Here is a 19,677-nt window from a genome sequence, read left to right as displayed (position 1 = left end):
GGAATCTGCACAACGGGCGTGCAGTGTTTTCTTCCGCCTGAAATTGCATCGGAAATTTTTCGCGAGGGATCCCATGACCAAGGCCGCATCGACGCTTCAGACCGTGAACACACCGGCCGTACTGGTCGATCTCGACATCGCCCGCCGCAACATCGACCGGTTCCAGGCCTATGCCGACGCCCATGGATTGAAGGTCCGTCCGCATATCAAGACGCATAAGCTGCCTGCGGTGGCCGAGATGCAATTGAGGGCAGGGGCTGTCGGCGTTACCTGCCAGAAGGTGTCCGAGGCCGAGGCGATGGTCGCCGGCAGCCCGGAAATCCGCGACGTGCTGATCACCTACAATATCCTCGGCTCAGAGAAGCTCGAGCATCTCGTGGCGCTTGCCCGAAAGGTGACGCTCAGCGTCGTTGCCGACAACGAAACCGTCATCGACGGCCTCTCGGCCGTCTTCGCCTCGGAAACTGCCCCGTTAAGCGTCCTGGTCGAATGCAACACCGGCGCCGACCGTTGCGGGGTGCCGACCCCGGATGCCGCCGCCGCGCTGGCGCAGCGGATCTCCAGGGCGCCTGGCCTCGTCTTCGGCGGACTGATGACCTATCCGCCCGCCGGCGGCGCGGCCGCGGTCGAATCCTTCATGACCCGCGCGAAAGCCTTCATCGAGGCAGCCGGCATCGACGTTCCCGTCATCACCTCCGGCGGCACGCCGTCGATGATGGACGCAGCCCAGGCGCCGGTCACCACCGAATACCGCCCAGGCACCTATGTCTACAACGACCGCTCGCTGGTCTCGCGCGGCGTCTGCGGCTGGGACGACTGCGCGCTGACCGTGCTCGCAACCGTCGTTTCGGTCCCCGCCGCCAACCGCGCCATCATCGATGCGGGCTCGAAGACGCTGACCTCCGACCTGCTCGGCCTGTCGGGCTACGGCCACGTGCTCGGCCGCGACGACATCGCCATCGACCAGCTGTCGGAAGAACACGGCCGCCTTGTCAGCGAGGACGCGATCAATCTCAAGGTCGGCGACAAGCTCCGCATCGTGCCCAACCACGCCTGCGTCGTCACCAACATGGTTGATGCGGTGAATATCGTCGAACACGGCGAGATTTCAGCCGTCTGGCCGGTCGCCGCGCGCGGGCGGATCGTTTGACGTCGCTGTAGAGGACGTTGTCAGTCTCTGCGTTCAATGGCGCAAAAAAGAGACCCTCTGCGGGTCTCTTTTCAATTCACACACTGCGACGGAATGGCAGAGGAATATTCGATCGCCGGCCTCGGCCTCAGTCCTCTTCCGGAGCCTCGGGCGCCTTGCCCTTGTCCCCTTGCAGGTTGGCAAGCAGCGCGGAAACCGCATTGTCCCCCTCGAAGCCGGCCTCCTTGAGGAGCTGGTCGAGGATCGGCTTGTTGGCCTGATAGGCCAGCAGCTGTCCGGCCAGACCTTCGCCCATGCCGATACCGCCTCCGCCGTTCGCGCCGCCAGAGCCACGGCCCAGCATGCCGCCGGTGTCGAAGATACGGATATCGGAAATCTTCTCGATCGGCTTGACCGCTTCGGCAAGAGCCTCCGGAATGATCCGGATGCGCTCGCGCAGGATCTCGAACTCGATGATGGCCGAGCTCAGCTTGTTGCGGGCTTCGTTCAGCAACGCTGCGCTCTCGGCTTCCGCCTTGCCGGTCTCAAGGATACCCTTGGCCTTGATGATGGCAGCATCTGCTTCGGCGGTCGCCAGCGTCTTGATCGCGTCGGCCTGATCGGTCGCCGCCTGCTTTTCGGCTTCGGCGCCGACGGTCACGGCCGTCGCTTCCGTTTCAGCAGTCTTACGCGCGTCGATGACGGCAATCTGGCGCTCGCGTTCGGCGATTTCGACAGCTCTTGCCGTTTGGACCTTTTCCTCGGCCGCTATGGCAAGCGCCCTTGCCGTTTCGGCCTGCGCCTTGGCTTCGGATTCTTCGCGGCTCTTGTTGGCAACCGCGATGGCGCTTTCCTGGGCGACGATCTGCAGGTCGCGCTTGGCCTCGGTGTCGCGCTGCTGCACGGCGCGGGCGGCGTCGATGTTGGCGCTTTCGCGCGCTTGTTTTGCCAGTGCTTCCCGCTCGGCAATCGCCTGCTGGGAAGCGATGCGGGCCTCTTCTTCGGCTCGCTTTGCTGCCTGCTCCTGCTGCGCGGTTTCGGCGCGCGTTGCTGCGGATTTGTTGGCGATATCGCGTTCCTGGCTCAGTTCCGCCTCGCGTTTCGTCCGGTCGATCGCCAACGTTTGCTGGCGTGCCTCGAGGTCCTTCTGCGCAATCGCCACCTCCGTATCACGGACGATTTCGTTGCGTTCCTTTTTCCGCCCCTCGGTGATGCGTGTCAGCGCGGCAAGACCATGGGCATCGAAGAAGTTGTTGGCATTGAAGTGCTTGATGTCGGTCTGATCGAGGCGGGTCAGGGAGACCGATTCCAGTTCGAGACCGTTCGACTGCAAATCTGCGCCAACCGCCTCCTGCACCGCCTTGACGAAATCCATGCGCTGCTCCTGCAGCGCATCCAGTGTCATGGTCGCCGCGACCGAGCGCAGGCCGTCGACGAATTTCGCCTCGATGAGGACGCGCAGCTGTTCCGCGTCATTGGTCCGATTGCCCAGCGTCTGTGCCGCAAGCGCAATCGACGACGCATCCGGCTTGACGCGGACGTAGAATTCGGCGCCGATATCGACGCGCATGCGGTCCTTGGTGATCAGCGCATCGCCTTCACCGCGCCGGACCTCCAAACGGAGGGTCTTCAGGTTGACGCGCGCGATCGAGTGGAAGATCGGCAGGATCATCGAACCGCCGTCCAGAACCACCTTCTGGCCCCCAAGGCCGGTGCGGACATAGGCCTCATCCCGGCTTGACCGTGTGTAGAGCGACGCAAGAACAAAACCGATGCCGAGGATCAGGACGATACCGATGCCGGCCGGCAGGAGAAGATCGTAGATCATGGATGCTCCGTGGAAGTGGGATTTGGTGAGGTGAGAATGTCCGACGGCGCGCGGATGGCGATGTAGACATTGGAAACTTGATCGACGAGCAAAACGGTGGCGCCGATAGCGATCGGCTCTTCGCTCTTGGCGGCCCGCGCCCTGAGCGTGTGCCAGTTGCCGTGCCTGTCCTTGACACGCACGCGCCCCGGCAGCCCCTGGTCGAGCGGACCGACGGCCACTTCGGCGCTGCGCCCGATGAATTCGGTGAGATCGACGGCATAGGTCTCGTCGCGCGGAACGATGCGCGACACGGTTCGGCTTGACGCACGAACAGCAGGCAGGGACAGGATAAAGGCGGGCAGGGCCGCTGCAACGGCGGGCAACGGTGACCAGAAGGCCTGCGCCACGCTCTGTATGACGAAACCGGTCATGGCGAAGAAGCCGAGAAACAGCATGATCAGGATCAGGATCGGAACGCCGCCGACATTCACCCAGGACAACAGCCCGAACAGGCCGCCGTGATCATCCGGCAAAGCCTTGTCGATCGCCTCTCCAAGCGAGAAACCAATCAGCAGGCAGAGCAGCTCGATCCCTGTCAATGCGGCAAGCATGACGGCGGCGATGGCAAAAGGCAGGCATTCCGGCGCGAGGAAAAGCTGCATCGGCGTCAGGTCTTGGCCGTCTTGAACTGTGCAAGCCGTGCTTCGATCGCCTGCTCGCGATGAAGCCTGTCGAGCTCGTCCAGTTCGGCGCTCATGGCATTGGAACCAGCCGGAACGCCGGTGACACGCGACACCGCGGCTGCGGCGCGCGCCGCGCCATCCGCGGGATTGCTGCGCCCCCGCCCAGCGGCTGTCTCTTCCGGAAACTGTGCGAGGCTACGTTTCAGGTCGGCAAGCCGCGCTTCGGCCTCCCGGCGCGTGGCGAGTACCGCCTGCAAGGCCTGCTGGCCTTCGTCCAGATTGGCCTTTGCGTCCGTCAGCGCCTTGTCGAGCGCTGCAATCTGCGATTCCAGATCGATCTGGCGCGCAACGCCAGCCTTGGCGAGATCGTCGCGGTCGGCCGAGACCGCCAGGCGGATTTTCTCGTCGAGCTTGCGCAGGTCGGCGGCGATTTCCTCGCGTTTGCTTTGGATACGGTATTCCTCGGCGCGCGCCTTGCCGATATCGGTCCGCGCCTCGTCGGCGGCGGCATCGATTTCCCGCAACGCCTGCTCGACCACTGCGATCTTGTTGGTGCCTTCCGCCTTGTCGACGGCGGCATTGGCAATACCGGCGATGAGCCGTCCCATGCGTGAAAGAATGCCTTCGTGCATCATTATGCTTTCCTCCGTTCGATCGGAATGCGGCGTAACGCCGATATGGATTTCATAGACGCCGTGATCGGCAACGAGCTGGGCGGCGAAAATATTCAATGTGCCGCGCGAGTAGCCTGCCACATCGTAGGGTATGGCGACCCGGCCGCGCACCGTGGCGACCGTCAAGTCCGACGGCCCCTTGATGGCGAACAGCTTGTCGTCCAGCGGCAGCCGGCGGGGGCCGGGCGGGCGGCCCCGGTTGGATGCGAAATCGCGCAGGCCGAGCGTCACCAGACGAGCGGGCAGGCCGGTGCGCTCGCGGACGGTTTCATAGGCCAGTTCATGCAGGGTCACGAGATTTGCCCCGCCTTCCGCCGCCAGCTCCTCCAGGATTTCGAACATGGCCGCATAGGCGGCAAACGTTTCCTCCAGCGCCAGCGTGGCCTCCGCGTCCGGCCCGAGGCGATAGCGCAAAATCGATTTATGGGTCGCTTGCATCATGCCCTTAACGTAAAGCACCACTTTGGTGCTTTCAAGAGGCGCCACCCTTTATTTGTGCATTCCGGGAGCGTCTGGTTAACTTCAGATTGTGCAAGTGCAGTCTCAATCGATCTGGGCCTGGACCATGTTTCAAAATGAGACGCCGGAGTTCGTGTGGCGTGTGGACAAGTCCGACAATTCTTTGGCCGCCGCCACTGCAATGTCGCGAAGAGAGGGGCGGCGGGGCAGTTCCTGAGCCAATATGCCCATGCACAATCGAGGGGGAGCCACGTGCAAAACCGCGCCACGCTCGGAATCCTTTTTCTCTGTCTCGGCATACTCATCTTCTCGCTACAGGACGCCGTCATCAAGGCAGTGTCGGGCGAGTATGCGCTGACACAGGTCGTTTCGTTCCGATGCCTTGTTTCCGTTCCCATCCTTTTGCTTCTCGTTCATTTCGAGGGCGGCATCGGTACCCTTTTCACGCGCGAATTCTGGCCGCTCATCTGGCGCGCGGGTCTGCTTTTGATCGGTTACACGACCTATTACATGGCCTTTCCGGCGCTGCCGCTGGCCGATGCGGTGGCGCTGTATTTCACGGTGCCGCTGTTCATGCTGGCGCTGGCCCCGCTGATCCTCGCCGAAACCGTTGGATGGCGGCGCGTCACCGCCGTGTTCGTCGGCTTCATCGGCGTGGTGATCATGCTGAAACCGGGGGCAGGGCTCTTCGAACCGGCGGCGCTCCTGTCGCTGTCATCGGCCGCAATCTATGCTCTGGCCATGCTGATGGCCCGCAGGATGGGCACCGAAACGACAGCGTCGGTCATGGCCTTCTATCAGAACGGCGTCTATCTCGCCGGCGCCCTGACGATCGCCAGTTTCTTTCATCTGACTGGCATTCACGATGCAGACCACAAGTCGATCGAATTCCTGATCCGCCCTTGGGTCTGGCCAACCCCGACCGACGCACTGCTGATGGGCTCATGCGGGGTGATTGCAGCCATCGCCATGACCTTGCTCACCCACGCCTACCGGATCGCCAAGGCAAGTGTCGTCGCCTCCTTCGAATATACCGGCATGCTCTGGGCGCCGCTCTGGGGCTTCCTGTTCTTCGGCGAAATTCCCTACCTCACGACCATCGCCGGCGCCTGCCTGATCGTCATCGCAGGGCTTTTCGCCCTGTCATCGCCCGCAGCGCAGGAGAACAAGGCGGATATCGGATAGGGATAGGCAAAGCGGCAGAAGGGCAGTTCAGGCCTCGGCAAGGCTGAACATATTGCGCCCCATCCTCTTCGACCGGTACATCGCCGCATCCGCCTTCGCCAGCAGTTCGTCCCGGCCCCGGCCGTCCAGCGGGAAGCGCGCGACGCCAAGGCTGGTCGTGACACTGAAGATCCGGCCGGCAATCTCGACCGGTTCTGCCACGCATTTCCGCACACGTTCGACCAGATGTATCAGGCGGTCGATCGCCTGCGGCGGGTCGGGCAGCAGGATGACGAACTCGTCGCCGCCGAGACGCGCAACCGTATCGGTTGCGCGCAGGCAAACGGCGACCCTCGCACTGACGATGGACAACAGGGTATCGCCCCCGTGATGCCCCAGCGTATCGTTCACCCATTTGAAATTGTCGAGATCGAGAAAGACGATCGCCACCGTTCGTCCGCTTTCGCCGGCCTGTAGTATGGCCTGGTCGAGGCGATCAAGGAGCAGCGCCCGGTTTGGCAGGCCGGTCAGCACATCGTGATGCGCCATGAACCGGACCCGGTCCTCCGCCTCCTTGCGCAGCGTCACGTCATGCGCCACGCCGACGAGGCCCGTTATCACGCCGTTCCTGTCGCGCAGCGGGGCCTTCGTCATCGAAACCCATTTGGGGCGGCCATCGGCGTAGGCATTGTGCTCCGTCATGCTGAGCATCGGCTGGCCGGACTGCATGATCTGCAGTTCGATATTTCTGAATTCCTGGGCGACCGGCGCCGCGAACAGATCGAAATCGGTTTTTCCGATCAGTTCCTCAACCGTCACCGGCTTTCCGGTGGCTATGAACGACTTGTCGGCGACAACCGCCTCGTTCGCGACAAGGAACCGGGAGTCGAGATCTTTCACGAACAGCTGGTCGGGAACCTGATTGATCAGGGCGAGCAGATGATCCCGCTCTTCCGTCGCTCTCTTCAGGGCATCACGGCCATCCGCGAGATCGCCATGCAGACGCTCGCTCATCTGTAGAAGGTCCTGGATCTGGTCAGCGATATTGGCCTCGGCCACCATCTCCGCCGGCGTCATCAAACTTGCTGCTGCTTTCTGTCCAGCCACGGTCGCTCCTCCGATCCTGGCCGGGGATGCTATCCGAACAATCCTTCGTTGGGGTTAATAGTCAGCGCACGGTTACGGACCGGCAGATCGACGGGGGAGTGTGACATTCTAACTTTGCAGAAACAGGACATTTTAACTTTGCGGCTACACACCCGGGTTCGATAAGATTTGTTATGGAACTTTCTGCGGCGCTTGAATCAAGCCGCCGTCAGTGGCCGAAGCCGGTCAAAAACGACGTCAGGTTGTCGCCGAGTTCATCGCAGAGATAGCCGCCCTCCTGGATGATGACGGTCGGCAATCCGAGCCTGCCGATGGCTTCGGCAATCCGGGCAAAGCCTTGTGTCGAAACGGACAAGCCGCCGAACGGGTCGCCTTCGAAGGCATCGAGACCAAGTGCGACGACCAGCGCGTCCGGCGCATAGGCCTCGATGCGGCGATTGGCGGCGTCCAGTGCTTCGAGAAACCCGGCATCCGCCGTCCTGCGCGGCAGCGGCAGGTTGAAATTGTAACCGAGGCCAAGGCCTTCGCCACGCTCGTCGGCATGACCCCAGAAAAACGGATAGAAGCGCACGGGATCGGCGTGCAGCGAGACCGTCAGCACATCGTTGCGGCCGTAGAAGATCCCTTGCGTGCCGTTGCCGTGATGCAGGTCGATATCGAGGATGGCGACACGTTTGGACGACTGGAGCATATGCTGGGCGGCAATCGCCGAATTGTTGAGGAAACAGAAGCCGCCGGCGACGTCGGCAAAGGCATGGTGACCCGGTGGACGGCAGAGCGCGTAGGTGTGGCGGGCGCCGGCCATCACCGCCTCCGCCGCTTCGACCGCGCTCCAGGCGCTCCAGCAGGCGCTGCCCCAGGTGTCAGCGGAAATCGGACAGGCCGTATCCGCCATGTGGTAGCCGGCCTGCCCGACGGCGGAAGCCGGATAACGCCCGGTTCTGGCGAGCGGATGGATGTTCGGGATCACCTCCTGCGAAGCATCTTCGATCCGTTGCCAGCGCAGGAAGATGTTCTGCAGGAACTCGAGATATTCCGGCGTGTGGATGGCGGCGATCGGCTTCAAGCCATGGTCGCGCGGTCGGACGATCTCGCATCCGGCAGCCTTCGCGCCCGCAAGCAGCCGCTCGATCCGTTCCGGCTTTTCCGGGTTGGGCTGGGGTGCGCCGCTCGACAGGAACATTTTCGGATCGTGTTTCTTCTGCTCTTCCGCATAGAAGGTCTTCATGCTCATCCCTCAAACCCCGCTTTCATGAAGACCGGCAAGCGCTTCAAAGGCGTCGCCATAGGCCGCATGAATCCGCTCTTCCTCGGACCACGCAAGCCCCATCCGCTCGTAGAAGTGCTGGGCCGAAACATTTTTCGCATCGACCGACAGGCGCAGATACGTTCCGCCCTCGGCACGGACATGTGCCGCTGTCCTGCGCAGAAGTGCAACACCGACACCTGCGCCACGAAACTGCTCTTCGACGACAATATCCTGGACATAAGCGCCCTTCTGGCCCCGCCATGTCGAAAAGCTCGGGAAGAACAGGCACATGCCTGCGAACCCTCCGCCGATTTCCGCGATCAGCACGGCAAACGCGGGCTGCGCGCCAAATCCATGCTTGCGAAGGTCTTCGGGCGTCGAGGTGACTTTACCTTCGGAGCCGAGATGCCGCGCGATGGTCAGCAAACCGGCATGGATGAGCTGCGCATCCTTTGATGTCGCGAGGCGAATGTTCAAGGGCTCGTCCAAGACATCCGCCATCAGAAGGCCACCCGATCGCCGCCCTTGAGCGCCAGCATGGTGCGTGCCTCATCCGGCGTCGCGATCTCCAGCGACAGGGCTTCGAGAATGGTGCGGATGCGGATGACCTGATCGGCATTGGATTTGGCGAGTTCTCCGCGCCCGAGAGTGAGACTGTCCTCCAGCCCGACACGCACATTGCCGCCCATCACGGCGCCCATGGTGATCAGCGGCATCTGCTGACGGCCGGCAGCCAGCACCGAGAAGCGGTAGTCGCCGCCGAACAGCTTGTCGGCGATGCGCTTCATATGACCGAGATTGTCCGGGTCGGCGCCGATGCCGCCGAGGATGCCGAGCACGAACTGGATGAACAGCGGTCCTTTCACCAGCCCGCGGTCATAAAAATGCTTCAGCGAATAGAGATGGCCGACATCGTAGCATTCGAACTCGAAGCGCGTGCCGCAGCCCTCCCCTAGGCGCTTTAGGATATCTTCGATATCCGCAAAAGTGTTCTTGAAGATCGTCCCGCGCGTCGCCTCCAGCAGTTGCGGTTCCCATTCGTGCTGCCACTCCATGCCCGGCTTGGCGAGCGGGAAGATGCCGAAATTCATCGAGCCCATGTTGAGCGAGCACATTTCCGGCTGCGCCTGAAGCGCTGCGGCCAGCCGCTCGTCCAGCGTCATCAGCGAGCTGCCGCCGGTGGAAATGTTGATGACGGCGTCGGTTGCCTGCCTGATGCGCGGCAGGAACTGCATGAAGACGTTTGGATCGGCGGTCGGCCGTCCGTCGGCTGGATTGCGCGCATGCAGATGCAGGATCGAGGCGCCGGCCTCCGCCGCGGCGATTGCCTGTTCGGCGATCTGGTCCGGGGTCACTGGTAGGTAAGGACTCATCGACGGCGTGTGGACGGAGCCGGTGACGGCACAGGTGATGATGACTTTGTTCTTCATGATCTCACCTTCAGCCATTGACCGGCAGATCGAGTTCGTGCGCCAGTTGTTCGAAGCTGTCGCCCAGAATGGAGACCATTTCACCGATTTCCGCAGCCGAAATGATCAGCGGCGGTGCGAGGATCAGGTTGTCCAGTTCCGCACCATCGCCGCGAATGCGCCGGGAGTACAGGATCAACCCCTTGTCATAGGCGATATCGAGCAGGCGCTGGTTGGTCGCCTGCGTTTTTGGAAAGGGCTCGAACGTTACTGGATCGGCGACGAGATCGCAGCCGATGAGCAGCCCCTTGCCACGCACCCCGGCGATGAACGGGAACCGCTTGGACAGTCCTTCCAGCGCGGATTTCAGCAGATCGCCCATGGCAGCGGCGTTCGCCTCGCAGCCGAGCCGCTCCATTTCTTCCAGCACGGCAAGGCCGGCGGAACAGGCGAGCGGATTGCCGGCATAAGTATAGCCGTGCTGGAAGCCACCCATGTCGAGCACCGGCTTCACCAGTTTCGCCGACGCTGCCATGGCGCCGAGCGCCGCATAACCCGAGCCGATACCCTTCGACAGGGTGATGATATCGGGCTTGCAGTTCCAATGATCGCCGCCGAGATACCGTCCGGTGCGCGCCGCCCCGCTCATCACCTCGTCATGGATCAGGAGAATGCCGTATTTGTCGCAGATCTCGCGGATGCGCGGGAAATAGCTGTCCGGCGGCACGAGTGCTGCCGTCGCCGCCCCGCCGATCGGCTCCATGATGAAGGCGACGACGCTTTCAGGGCCTTCTGCAAGTATTTTCTCCTCCAGCATGTCGGCATAGCGCACGCCGCGCTGTTCCATCGTCAGGTTGTCGCGGTCACGATAGGCCGTCGGCGCCGGGATTGCCGGCATCGGCTGGATCTGCGGCGCAAAGGTTTCCGTCAGCGCCAGGTCGCCGGTGACGCCGAGCGCGCCCATCGTGCCGCCGTGATAGGACGGAAAACGAGAGATCACCTTCCAGCGCTTCGGCTGACTGGTGGCAACCGCCCATTGACGGGCCAGCTTGATTGCCGATTCCACCGCCTCCGAGCCGCCGGAGACGAAGAAGATGCGATCGAGATCGCCCGGCATCTTTCCCGCCAGCCGCCGGGCCAGTTCTTCGGCCGGTTCGTTCTCGAAATGCAGGCGATAGGCAAAGCTCACCTTGTCCATCTGTCGCTTCATCGCCTCGATGACGTGCCGGTTGCCATGGCCGATATTGCTGACCATTGGCCCGCTGGAGCCATCGATGAAGCGCCGCCCGTCCTCAGTCCAGAAATAGATGCCCTCGGCGCGGTCGACCAGTGGCCGGCGCAGGCGTGTCACGTAGAAGAGATGGGATGCGGGCCGCTCGGTGGCTTGGATGTTCATGATGTTTCGCTCTGGATGAGATTATCGGTTGAGATAGCGGTTAAGCACATTGGCGGTGACGCGTTCGACCATGGCGTCCTTGCGCAACAGGCCCGCCACCCATTCGCAGGTGCCGGCGTGGAAAACCTCGCCCTTGCCGCGCTTGAAGTTGACGATCATGCCGTTGCTGTAGCGAACCTTTTCCATGTTCTCGTCGCTGGCGTCGCCGTACAGCGTCTCGGCGATGAAGCGCCCATCCTCGTCGCCGAAGAACTGGTCTTCCGGCGCCAGAATGTCGCTCTCCTCGACCTGGCTCGCCATGCCGAGCGCCAGGATTTCCAGCCCTTCCGGCGCGCCGCTGTCGGCCGATGGATAGGGCAGTCCGTGGCGGATGTCGTAGGAAAGGCCATCGACCTCGTAGCCGTAGATATGGCTGTCTGCTCCCAGCAGGTCGCCGTAGAACAGGCCCGTTCCGGCAAAGGCCCAGTGGCCCGGCCGGTAGACCGGAAAACCGCGCACGCCGCGCGGCGCACAACCGCCCCAGCCGGCATAGACGCCGCTGGTGGCGTTGAGCCCGAAGGTCAGCGCCCCGGGGCGGCCGATCTCCGGCGCTTCCCAGGAATTGGTGGCGCGGGTGACGTCACCGCTTTGATAAACCGGGTCTTCCTTTCGGGCGATGTACTTGTAGCAGACCTGCCGCTGGCCTTCGTCCTCCAGCCGCGTCTGCCACATGAAGTTTCCGGCAAACCGCGCTACACGGCCGCCCCTGTCGACATAGGCGTCGACGGCGTCGCGCATCTCCCAGGTCCAGTATTCGTCATGACCGACGAAGACGACGCAGTCATAATCGTCGAGAATGCCGGGATTGAAATGCAGTTCGTGCTGACTGGCGAGATCGACGCCGTAGCCCTGTTGCTCCGCCCAGCGGAAGAACTGGCTGTCATAGCTCGCCCAGCCCGACGAGGCGTATTTCTTCGAATAGCCGTTGGCGAAAGCCCATTCCATGTGCGGATAACGCGGCACGGTGCCCGGCGGCAGGTTCACCTCCAGCGGCACGCGCGGCGCATCGTCCGGAAGCACGACGAAGCCGCGGCAGAGCGGCCGCTCGATGCTGACAGTGGTTGCGAACTGGTCGCGGTTCGGGCCGGTGATGCCCTGGTAATGGTTCGACCCGCCCCAGGTGTTGTAGGCGGTCCAGGTGCCGGTGGCCGCGACCTGAAGGATACGGCCGGGTTTTGAGCCTGCGTTCGGAAGCACGATGATCAGATGGTGGCACCGGATCGGCTTGCCGTCGCGGCCCTCCGCCGTCAAGGTGATGCGATAGGCGCCGGACGGCCAGCTGTCGTGGATCTGGAACGTGAAGGTCGGCTCCCAGCCGCAGCCGGTGACCGAGACCTGATCGGGCGTTTCCTGCCAGGCGGTGGCGATATCATCCGTTCCATAGACACTCGTCTGCACGTCGCCGTCGCGAACGATCTCCAACCGGCAGCTGGACGCCGTCGAGCTGATATGCAGGTCTACCATGGCGCCGCGGGCATAGGTGTAGGCGCGCGTGTAGCACCAGATCTCGCCGCGTGCGCCGTCCATACCCGGATATTCGTAGTAGTGACCACGCACAGCCTCGCGCCGCTCATCGGCGCTGAGCCCGAAATCGGGGAAAACCCGGCCTTTTTTCGTCACGTCAACGCCCCGCTTGATCCGGCAGTGGCGGCGATCAAACCACAATGGACTTGGCCGTACAAATATATTAGGTGAAGGCGCAGCATTCACAAAATGAATGAGGTAGCTATGCCCCGGCCGAGACGCCGCTTCGTCTGGGAAGTCGATTGGAATCTCCTGCGTACCTTCACGGTGATCGTCGAAGAGAAAAGCCTGACGGCCGCCGGCAACCGGCTGCTGCTGAAGCAGCCGACCATCAGCAATGCGCTGCGCCGCCTCGAAGCACACATGGCCTGCCGGCTGATCGACCGCTCCTCCAATCACTTCCGCCTGACGGCCCCGGCGAGCGGCTCTATGCGCAATGCCGGACCATGCTCAACATCGTCACCGGCCTTCCAGACCTCATCAGGGACGATCCGGATCTGGTCACCGGCCATGTCGAAATGGCCTTCGCCAGCCATATCGAATGCCCGTTCCTCGACCGTTTCCTCGCCGATTTTCACAAGACCTTTCCGCGCATCACCTTCTCGACGACCGTCTCCGCCAGCCAGACGGTGGTCGATGCCGTTCTCACCGGCGAAGCCTGCCTCGGCATCTGCCTGGCGCAGGAAAAGCACCCGGAACTCGACTATACGGTGCTCTATCGCGAGCATTTCGGCTTTTTCTGCGCGCCCGGCCATCCACTGTTCGGCAAACGGGGCATCGAACTCACGGACCTTGCCGGGCTGGACTACGTCTCCTTCAAGACGGATCATCTAGGTGGACCACTGGCACCGATCGCCCGTCTCCGGCAAAGGGAAAATTTCAACGGGCCGGTGCTCGGCCTCTTCAGCAATCTCGAAGAGGTCAAACGCCTGATCAAGGTCGGCTTCGGTTTCGGTCCCCTGCCCATCCATGTGGTCACAGCCGACATCGAGGCGCGGCAACTCTGGCAATTGCCGCCTTACGAGAACCCTCCGGCCGCAGATGTCTATCTGGTCACCAGACGTTTGGCACGAGGCAGCCGCGCGGAGACCTTGCTGGCAGACCGCCTGCGCTCCGCCATAGAGTCAGCGCCGCTCGGCGAGCGCACCTATCCGCAGGGCCTGACCGGCCCGACACCTGAGATGATGTGACCGCCACATTCCTCCCATGAATGCATCGAATGCTGGATTGCATCTCCGTCAAACTGCGCAGCACCAAGGACTATGCCGGCCCGTTCTGATCGGCGGTCTCCAGCGCAGCGATGACTTCGGCGTCGCTCACCTGACGAAAGTCATCGTAAAAATGGCCGACGGAGTAAAAGACGAATGGCGATTCGAGGCAGACAAGCGCGTCGACATCTCTGCCCAACTCTTCCAGGGTCTCGGGAGGAGCCACCGGAACCGCCAGCACGAGTTCCTGCGGCCGCTGTTTTCGAATGGCCTTGAGCGCCGCCTTGACAGTGGATCCGGTTGCGATGCCGTCATCGACGACGATGACCACGCGCCCGCCAAGAGGAATGTTGCTCCGGCCGCCGAGATAGAGCCGCCTGCGCCGGTCGATCTCCGCCTGCTCCGACTGGCATATGGCGGAAAATTCCCTGTCTTGAATGCGGGCTTGGCGAATGACGCTTTCGTTGCGAACAATGGTCGGCTCCGACCCGTCCACGATTGCCCCCATCGCCAGTTCCGGCTGGAACGGCACGCCGATCTTTCGAACGACGAGAAGGTCGAGGGCGGCGGCGAGCGCGCTGGCAATTTCGACAGCGACGATCACGCCGCCACGCGGGAGCGCGACCACAACCGGGTGTTTGTCGCGATAGCCGGCCAATGCCGCCGCGAGCCGCCTGCCTGCATCCCTGCGGTTTGCAAATGACATCTCGCACCTGTCAGTTTCGAGCGCGCGAACACTCGGCGCCAATGCGGGAATTGCGTTCGGACAGCTTATCTCATCCAGCGCAGGGCCGCCATTTCAACGATAGACGAGCACAGGAATCCTGGAGTGGGTGAGGACCTTGGTCGTCACGCTTCCCAGCAGCAGCGCGTCGATACCGCGCCTCCCATGGGACGCCATGGCGATCAGGTCGCAGCCCTTGTTCTTGGCGGTATCGATAATCGCCCGGTAAGGTTCGTCGCTGCTGATCTGCACGGTGTCGCAGCCGACGCCGTAACCGCGTGCCCTCCGCTCAGCCTCGGCAAGATGGCTGACGGCAACGCTGCGCGCGTGTTCTTCGTATTCGTCGCGGGTGCTTGCAAGCTGTTCGCTATCCGCCGTGAACAAGTGGAACGGCTCCACCACGGTCAGAACCGTCACCCGCGCCTTCGCGTCACGCGCGAGTTCGATGCCAAGGTCAAGCGCCGTCGCGGACAGCTTCGAGCCGTCGATCGGAATGAGAATATGTTGAAACATGAGACCTCCTCCTTCTGGTGCCGCCCAGAATAAGCGGTTGGAGTTCGATGACATTGATCCCGATCAAACCGCTTCTGGGACTTTTGTCTGACGCGTCCGCCCGGTTTCCATCCACCGACATCATTCCACTTCAGGGAACTGACCCCCTCAATGGCCCTTGACGCATCGTGTTCGATTTGCATTATTGCTCAGATGTCAGACCAATTTTGACGCCAGCCGGAAAGCCGACGATGAAGCACACGGATGCAAGAGCGGCCCTCATGCCCCTGCCCCCGGCCGACCGCGCCCAGCAGGTGACGGCGGCTCTTGCCGATTATATCCAGCGCTCCAATCTCGTTCCCGGCGACCGGCTTCCGGCCGAACGCGAGCTGATGACGGCCCTTGCCGTCGGCCGCTCGACCATCCGCGAGGTCATCCGCCACTTCCAGGCACTCGGCGTCGTCGAGGCCCGCAAGGGCAGCGGCACCTACCTGCTGAAGCCCATTTCCGGCGCCACCATCCACATGCCTCTGTCGCTGGAAACCACGCATTTGCGCGATGTGCTTTTGAAGACGCTGGAGGTGCGCCGGGGCATCGAGGCGGAGGCCGGCATGGTCGCTGCCCGCATGCGCACGCCGGACGACCTGAAGACGATCGAGGCGAAGCTTGACGAAATGGAACGGGTGCATCTTTCCAAGGGCACATCCGGCCCGGAAGACCTGGCCTTTCACCTCGCCATCTACGACGCCACCCACAATCCGCTGTTCAAGCAGCTCCTCGAACAGATGCGCGAAGCCTTCGAGCGGTTCTGGGAAAAGCCCTTCGACCGGCCGGATTTCGCCCGCCGGTCCTTCCCCTTCCACCGCACGCTCTTCAACGCCATCGCCGACGGCGATCCGGAAGCAGCACGCACCGAGACACTGAAAATCCTCGCGATCGTCGAGGAAGACATCAAGGAAATGTCCAAATGAGCAACGGGTTCGATCCGTTCGAAGACGCCTCCCTCATCGTCGCCCATGACATGAGCAACGCCTATGACGCCGTCGTGCCGCCGATCGTGCAGACGTCGCTGTTCACCTTCACCGACTATGACGACATGGTCGCCTCCTATCGCGGCGAAAAGATCCGGCCGATCTATACGCGCGGGCTGAACCCGACCGTGCGCATGTTCGAGGAGATGCTGGCCAAGCTTGAAGGCGCCGAAGATGCGATCGGCTTTGCCAGCGGCATGTCGGCGATTTCCTCGACGGTTCTGTCCTTTGTTCAGCCAAGCGACCGCATCGTTGCCGTCAGGCATCTCTACCCGGATGCCTTCCGCCTGTTCGGCACGTTCTTCAAGCGCATGAACATCGAGGTCACCTATGTCGACGGCCGCGACGAGGAAGCAGTGGCAAAGGCCCTGCCCGGCGCAAAACTTCTCTATCTCGAAAGCCCGACGAGCTGGGTCATGGAGACGCACGACGTCGCGGCCCTCGCGGCCCTTGCCAAGAGCCACGGCATCATCACCACCATCGACAACAGCTGGGCAAGCCCGATCTTCCAGCAGCCGATTGCGCTCGGCGTCGATCTGGTCATCCACTCGGCCTCCAAATATCTCGGCGGCCACAGTGATGTCGTCGCCGGTGTCGTCGCCGGCTCCAAGGAACTGATTGGCCGCATCCGTGGCGAGGCCTATCCTTATCTCGGCGGCAAGCTGTCCCCCTTCGATGCGTGGCTTTTGATCCGTGGCATGCGCACGCTGCCGATCCGGATGAAGGCGCATGAGCAATCGGCCGTGGCCATCGCCAGGCGGCTGCAGGCGCACGAGGCGGTCGAGGCCGTCTGCTATCCCGGCCTCGCCAATCAGCTGGCGCCCGGTCTGAAGGGCACGTCCGGGCTGTTCTCCTTCATCTTCAGGGAAGGCATCAATGTCCGCACATTTTCCGATCACCTCAAGCTGTTCAAGCTGGGCGTGAGTTGGGGCGGACATGAAAGCCTGATCGTGCCGGGTGAAGTCGTCCTTTCGCAAAAAGCACAACCCAATTCCGCGGTCGCCTTCGGCATCAGTCCGCGGTCGGTACGGCTCCATGTCGGCCTGGAGGGAACGGAGGCCCTCTGGAGCGATATCGAAGCGGCAATCACTGCCGCATCAGTAGGCTGACACGACAGCAAGCAACACCCAACAAAAAAGGGGAAATGAAAATGAGGAAACTGATTGCGGCGACTTTGTTCGCCACTCTGATGGCAGGCTCCGCCCTTGCCGATACCAAGCTGAAGCTGGTGGAAGTCATCACCAGCCCGGAACGCACCGAAACGCTGAAATCGATCGTCGCCAAGTTCGAGGCGGCAAACCCCGGCACGACCGTCGAGATCATCTCGCTGCCCTGGGGCGAAGCCTTCCAGAAGTTCGCCACCATGGTCTCCGCCGGTGAAATTCCGGACGTCATGGAAATGCCCGACACCTGGCTGTCGCTCTATGCCAACAACGGCATGCTCGAAAGCCTCGAACCCTATCTCAAGGAATGGGAGCACACCTCGGGCCTGACGGACCGGGCACTCGAACTTGGCCGCGACGTCAAGGACACGGCCTATATGCTGCCCTACGGCTTCTATCTGCGCGCCATGTTCTACAACAAGAAAATCTTCGCCGAAGCCGGCGTCGATGGCCCGCCGAAGACGATGGACGACTTCGTTGCCGCAGCCGAAAAGATCAAGAAGCTTCCGGGCAAATATGCCTATTGCATGCGCGGCGGTCCGGGCGGTCTCAACGGCTGGATGATGTTCGGCGCCACCATGGCGGGCGATAACACCTACTTCAATGCCGACGGCACGTCCAAGTTCTCGGAAGAGGGCTGGGTCAAGGGCTTCACCTGGCTGACCGACCTCTACAAGAACGGTTATGCGCCGAAGGACAGTGTCAACTGGGGCTTCAACGAGATCGTCGCCGGCTTCTACACCGGAACCTGCGCCATGCTCGACCAGGATCCGGATGCGCTGATCGCCATCAGCGAACGCATGGACGCCGCCGATTACGGCGTCACCACCATGCCGAAAGGCCCGTCCGGCAAGACCTTCCCGACCATCGGTTATGCCGGCTGGTCGATGATGTCGGCCAGCGCCAACAAGGACCTGTCCTGGAAGCTGATCGCAACGCTCGAAGGCCCGGAAGGCAATATCGAGTGGAACAAGAAGATCGGCGCCCTGCCGGCTCTGAAGGCCGCCGAGAAGGATCCGTTCTACGCCAGCGAGCAGTTCAAGGGCTGGTTCGAGGAACTGGCCGACAAGGACGCCATCCCGACCGTGATGCCGACTTATCTCGAAGAATTCGCCTTCTTCAAGGATTCGATGGCGATCAAGACCAGCCAGGAAGCCATGCTCGGCGATATCACGCCGGAGGAAATGGCCAAGCAATGGGCTGAATACATGACCAAGGCTCAACAGAAGTTTCTCGCGAGCAAATAGGTCGGACCTACGTTTGAAAAGACCCCTCCCCAACCCCTCTCCACAAGGGGGAGGGGCTCCACCTGCCGCACCATCAGACGCTTGAGCCGAGATGGTCGCCACGGGTCTTCTCCCCCCTTGTGGGGGAGATGGCCGACAGGCCAGAGGGGGTTTTCCGAGCCACAGCGTTGCGAAACGCTGTTTCGGCATCCACTGACTGGCGAACGATTGCGAAACGGAAATATTTGACGATGGCTTCACTTGCAGCCCGCAACGGCGGCTCGCGCAGGGACCAGCGGCCGCTGAAAAAGCGCCTTGCCGACGCCTCCGCGCCCTATCTCTACAGCGCCCCGGCGCTGATCCTGATCGTCACCGTCATGCTGGTGCCGCTGGTACTCGGCATCTCCTATGCCTTCCGCGATATCCAGCTGCTCAACCCCTTTTCCGGCGGCTTCATCGGGCTCGATCATTTCAAGACGCTGTCGCAGGACCAGAATTTCTATCGGGCACTCAAGAACACGCTGTGGTGGACCGGCTGGTCGGTCCTCCTGCAGTTCGTCTTCGGCCTCATCCTCGCGCTGCTGCTCGACAAGCCCTTCTACGGCCGCGCCATCGTCCAGGCGCTGGTCTTCCTCCCCTGGGCGGTGCCGAGCTTCCTTGCCGGTCTCAACTGGGCCTGGCTGTTCAATCCCGTCGTCGGTCCCATTCCCCACTGGCTGTTTGCGCTCGGCCTGATGAGCGAACCCTACAACATCCTTTCCGACCCGCAGCTTTCCATGTGGGGGCCGATCATCGCCAATGTCTGGTGGGGCATTCCCTTCTTCGCCATCACCCTGCTGGCAGCCCTGCAGGCAATCCCGCGCGATCTCTACGAGGCCGCCAGCATCGATGGCGCCGGTCCGGTGCAGCGGTTCATTTCCATTACCCTGCCCTTCCTTGCGCCCACCATCGCCATCACCGTTCTGCTGCGCACCGTCTGGATTTCCAACTTCGCCGACCTGATCATCGTCATGACCAATGGCGGCCCGGCCGACCGCAGCCAGATCGTCGCCAGCTACATTTTCACCCAGGCCTTCAAGCGGCTGGACTTCGGCTATGCCTCGGCCATCGCGCTGGTGCTGCTCGTGCTGCTGATCACCTATTCCATGCTGATCGTCGTGCTGCGGCAGTGGCTCCTGAGCAAGGATTGA

Annotated in this window: 18 protein-coding genes and 1 pseudogene; 8 read left to right on the top strand and 11 right to left on the bottom strand. The window is 62.2% G+C overall.

Annotated features, from left to right (window positions below):
* Positions 1-73 precede the first annotated feature (73 nt).
* Positions 74-1,150: a D-TA family PLP-dependent enzyme gene (locus tag J2Z75_RS20400; protein ID WP_209854598.1), complete on the top strand. Its 1,077-nt coding sequence runs from the start codon at positions 74-76 to the stop codon at positions 1,148-1,150.
* Between the two features lie 127 nt (positions 1,151-1,277).
* Here J2Z75_RS20400 and J2Z75_RS20395 read toward each other — a convergent pair whose 3' ends face one another.
* The 3 genes from J2Z75_RS20395 to J2Z75_RS20385 are packed head-to-tail and all read right to left on the bottom strand — an operon-like array spanning position 1,278 to position 4,755.
* Positions 1,278-2,957, bottom strand: a complete 1,680-nt coding sequence (locus tag J2Z75_RS20395; RefSeq protein ID WP_209854597.1) for a flotillin family protein — start codon at positions 2,955-2,957, stop codon at positions 1,278-1,280.
* Complete coding sequence (locus tag J2Z75_RS20390) at positions 2,954-3,601, bottom strand: OB-fold-containig protein (protein WP_209854596.1); 648 nt, start codon at positions 3,599-3,601, stop codon at positions 2,954-2,956. The genes J2Z75_RS20395 and J2Z75_RS20390 overlap by 4 nt, the downstream gene beginning before the upstream one ends.
* A gap of 5 nt (positions 3,602-3,606) precedes the next feature.
* Complete coding sequence (locus J2Z75_RS20385; RefSeq protein ID WP_407692793.1) at positions 3,607-4,755, bottom strand: PspA/IM30 family protein; 1,149 nt, start codon at positions 4,753-4,755, stop codon at positions 3,607-3,609.
* 252 nt (positions 4,756-5,007) lie between these two features.
* On the opposite strand from J2Z75_RS20385, the gene J2Z75_RS20380 reads away from it, so the two are divergent.
* Positions 5,008-5,940 (top strand): DMT family transporter, encoded by a 933-nt coding sequence (locus J2Z75_RS20380; RefSeq protein WP_209854595.1) that lies wholly within the window; start codon positions 5,008-5,010, stop codon positions 5,938-5,940.
* A 27-nt stretch (positions 5,941-5,967) separates the two neighbouring features.
* Here J2Z75_RS20380 and J2Z75_RS20375 read toward each other — a convergent pair whose 3' ends face one another.
* The 6 genes from J2Z75_RS20375 to J2Z75_RS20350 form a co-directional block, all read right to left on the bottom strand.
* The gene (locus J2Z75_RS20375; protein ID WP_209854594.1) at positions 5,968-7,026 is read right to left on the bottom strand and encodes a diguanylate cyclase domain-containing protein; all 1,059 of its coding nucleotides are present in this window, start codon (positions 7,024-7,026) and stop codon (positions 5,968-5,970) included.
* Between the two features lie 208 nt (positions 7,027-7,234).
* Entirely contained in the window at positions 7,235-8,254 is a 1,020-nt protein-coding gene (locus tag J2Z75_RS20370; RefSeq protein WP_209854648.1) for a histone deacetylase family protein, read from the bottom strand.
* 9 nt (positions 8,255-8,263) lie between these two features.
* Complete coding sequence (locus J2Z75_RS20365) at positions 8,264-8,776, bottom strand: GNAT family N-acetyltransferase (protein ID WP_209854593.1); 513 nt, start codon at positions 8,774-8,776, stop codon at positions 8,264-8,266.
* Entirely contained in the window at positions 8,776-9,708 is a 933-nt protein-coding gene (locus J2Z75_RS20360) for a BKACE family enzyme (protein ID WP_209854647.1), read from the bottom strand. The genes J2Z75_RS20365 and J2Z75_RS20360 overlap by 1 nt, the downstream gene beginning before the upstream one ends.
* Before the next feature lie 7 nt (positions 9,709-9,715).
* Positions 9,716-11,080, bottom strand: a complete 1,365-nt coding sequence (locus J2Z75_RS20355) for an aminotransferase family protein (protein ID WP_209854592.1) — start codon at positions 11,078-11,080, stop codon at positions 9,716-9,718.
* 21 nt (positions 11,081-11,101) lie between these two features.
* Positions 11,102-12,739 (bottom strand): N,N-dimethylformamidase beta subunit family domain-containing protein, encoded by a 1,638-nt coding sequence (locus J2Z75_RS20350; RefSeq protein WP_209854591.1) that lies wholly within the window; start codon positions 12,737-12,739, stop codon positions 11,102-11,104.
* A 93-nt stretch (positions 12,740-12,832) separates the two neighbouring features.
* Here J2Z75_RS20350 and J2Z75_RS29720 point away from each other — a divergent pair.
* Together J2Z75_RS29720 and J2Z75_RS20345 are read left to right on the top strand one after the other, a co-directional pair.
* Positions 12,833-13,045: pseudogene (locus tag J2Z75_RS29720) on the top strand (helix-turn-helix domain-containing protein); the annotation flags it as partial.
* Between the two features lie 44 nt (positions 13,046-13,089).
* Positions 13,090-13,833, top strand: coding sequence for a substrate-binding domain-containing protein (locus J2Z75_RS20345; RefSeq protein ID WP_234937461.1), 744 nt, complete (start codon positions 13,090-13,092; stop codon positions 13,831-13,833).
* A 70-nt stretch (positions 13,834-13,903) separates the two neighbouring features.
* On the opposite strand, the gene J2Z75_RS20340 is transcribed toward J2Z75_RS20345, so the two are convergent.
* The gene (locus tag J2Z75_RS20340) at positions 13,904-14,557 is read right to left on the bottom strand and encodes a phosphoribosyltransferase (RefSeq protein ID WP_209854589.1); all 654 of its coding nucleotides are present in this window, start codon (positions 14,555-14,557) and stop codon (positions 13,904-13,906) included.
* A 93-nt stretch (positions 14,558-14,650) separates the two neighbouring features.
* Positions 14,651-15,088: a universal stress protein gene (locus tag J2Z75_RS20335; RefSeq protein WP_209854588.1), complete on the bottom strand. Its 438-nt coding sequence runs from the start codon at positions 15,086-15,088 to the stop codon at positions 14,651-14,653.
* Between the two features lie 230 nt (positions 15,089-15,318).
* On the opposite strand from J2Z75_RS20335, the gene J2Z75_RS20330 reads away from it, so the two are divergent.
* The 4 genes from J2Z75_RS20330 to J2Z75_RS20315 all read left to right on the top strand — a co-directional run bounded on the left by J2Z75_RS20330 (position 15,319) and on the right by J2Z75_RS20315 (position 19,677).
* Positions 15,319-16,038: a FadR/GntR family transcriptional regulator gene (locus J2Z75_RS20330; RefSeq protein WP_209854587.1), complete on the top strand. Its 720-nt coding sequence runs from the start codon at positions 15,319-15,321 to the stop codon at positions 16,036-16,038.
* A complete protein-coding gene (locus J2Z75_RS20325; RefSeq protein ID WP_209854586.1) occupies positions 16,035-17,207 on the top strand; it encodes a PLP-dependent transferase in 1,173 nt (390 codons plus the stop codon). The genes J2Z75_RS20330 and J2Z75_RS20325 overlap by 4 nt, the downstream gene beginning before the upstream one ends.
* Positions 17,208-17,248: 41 nt before the next feature.
* Positions 17,249-18,508 carry an ABC transporter substrate-binding protein gene (locus tag J2Z75_RS20320; RefSeq protein WP_209854585.1) on the top strand — a complete coding sequence of 420 codons (1,260 nt, stop codon included), beginning with the start codon at positions 17,249-17,251 and terminating at the stop codon, positions 18,506-18,508.
* 230 nt (positions 18,509-18,738) lie between these two features.
* On the top strand, positions 18,739-19,677 hold the full coding sequence (locus tag J2Z75_RS20315; RefSeq protein ID WP_209854584.1) for a carbohydrate ABC transporter permease: 939 nt from the start codon (positions 18,739-18,741) through the stop codon (positions 19,675-19,677).

The organism is Rhizobium herbae (assembly GCF_017873135.1).
GTDB lineage: Bacteria > Pseudomonadota > Alphaproteobacteria > Rhizobiales > Rhizobiaceae > Pararhizobium > Pararhizobium herbae.
Note: the sequence above shows the minus strand (reverse complement) of the source record. Positions and strands in the feature narration are given on the sequence as shown.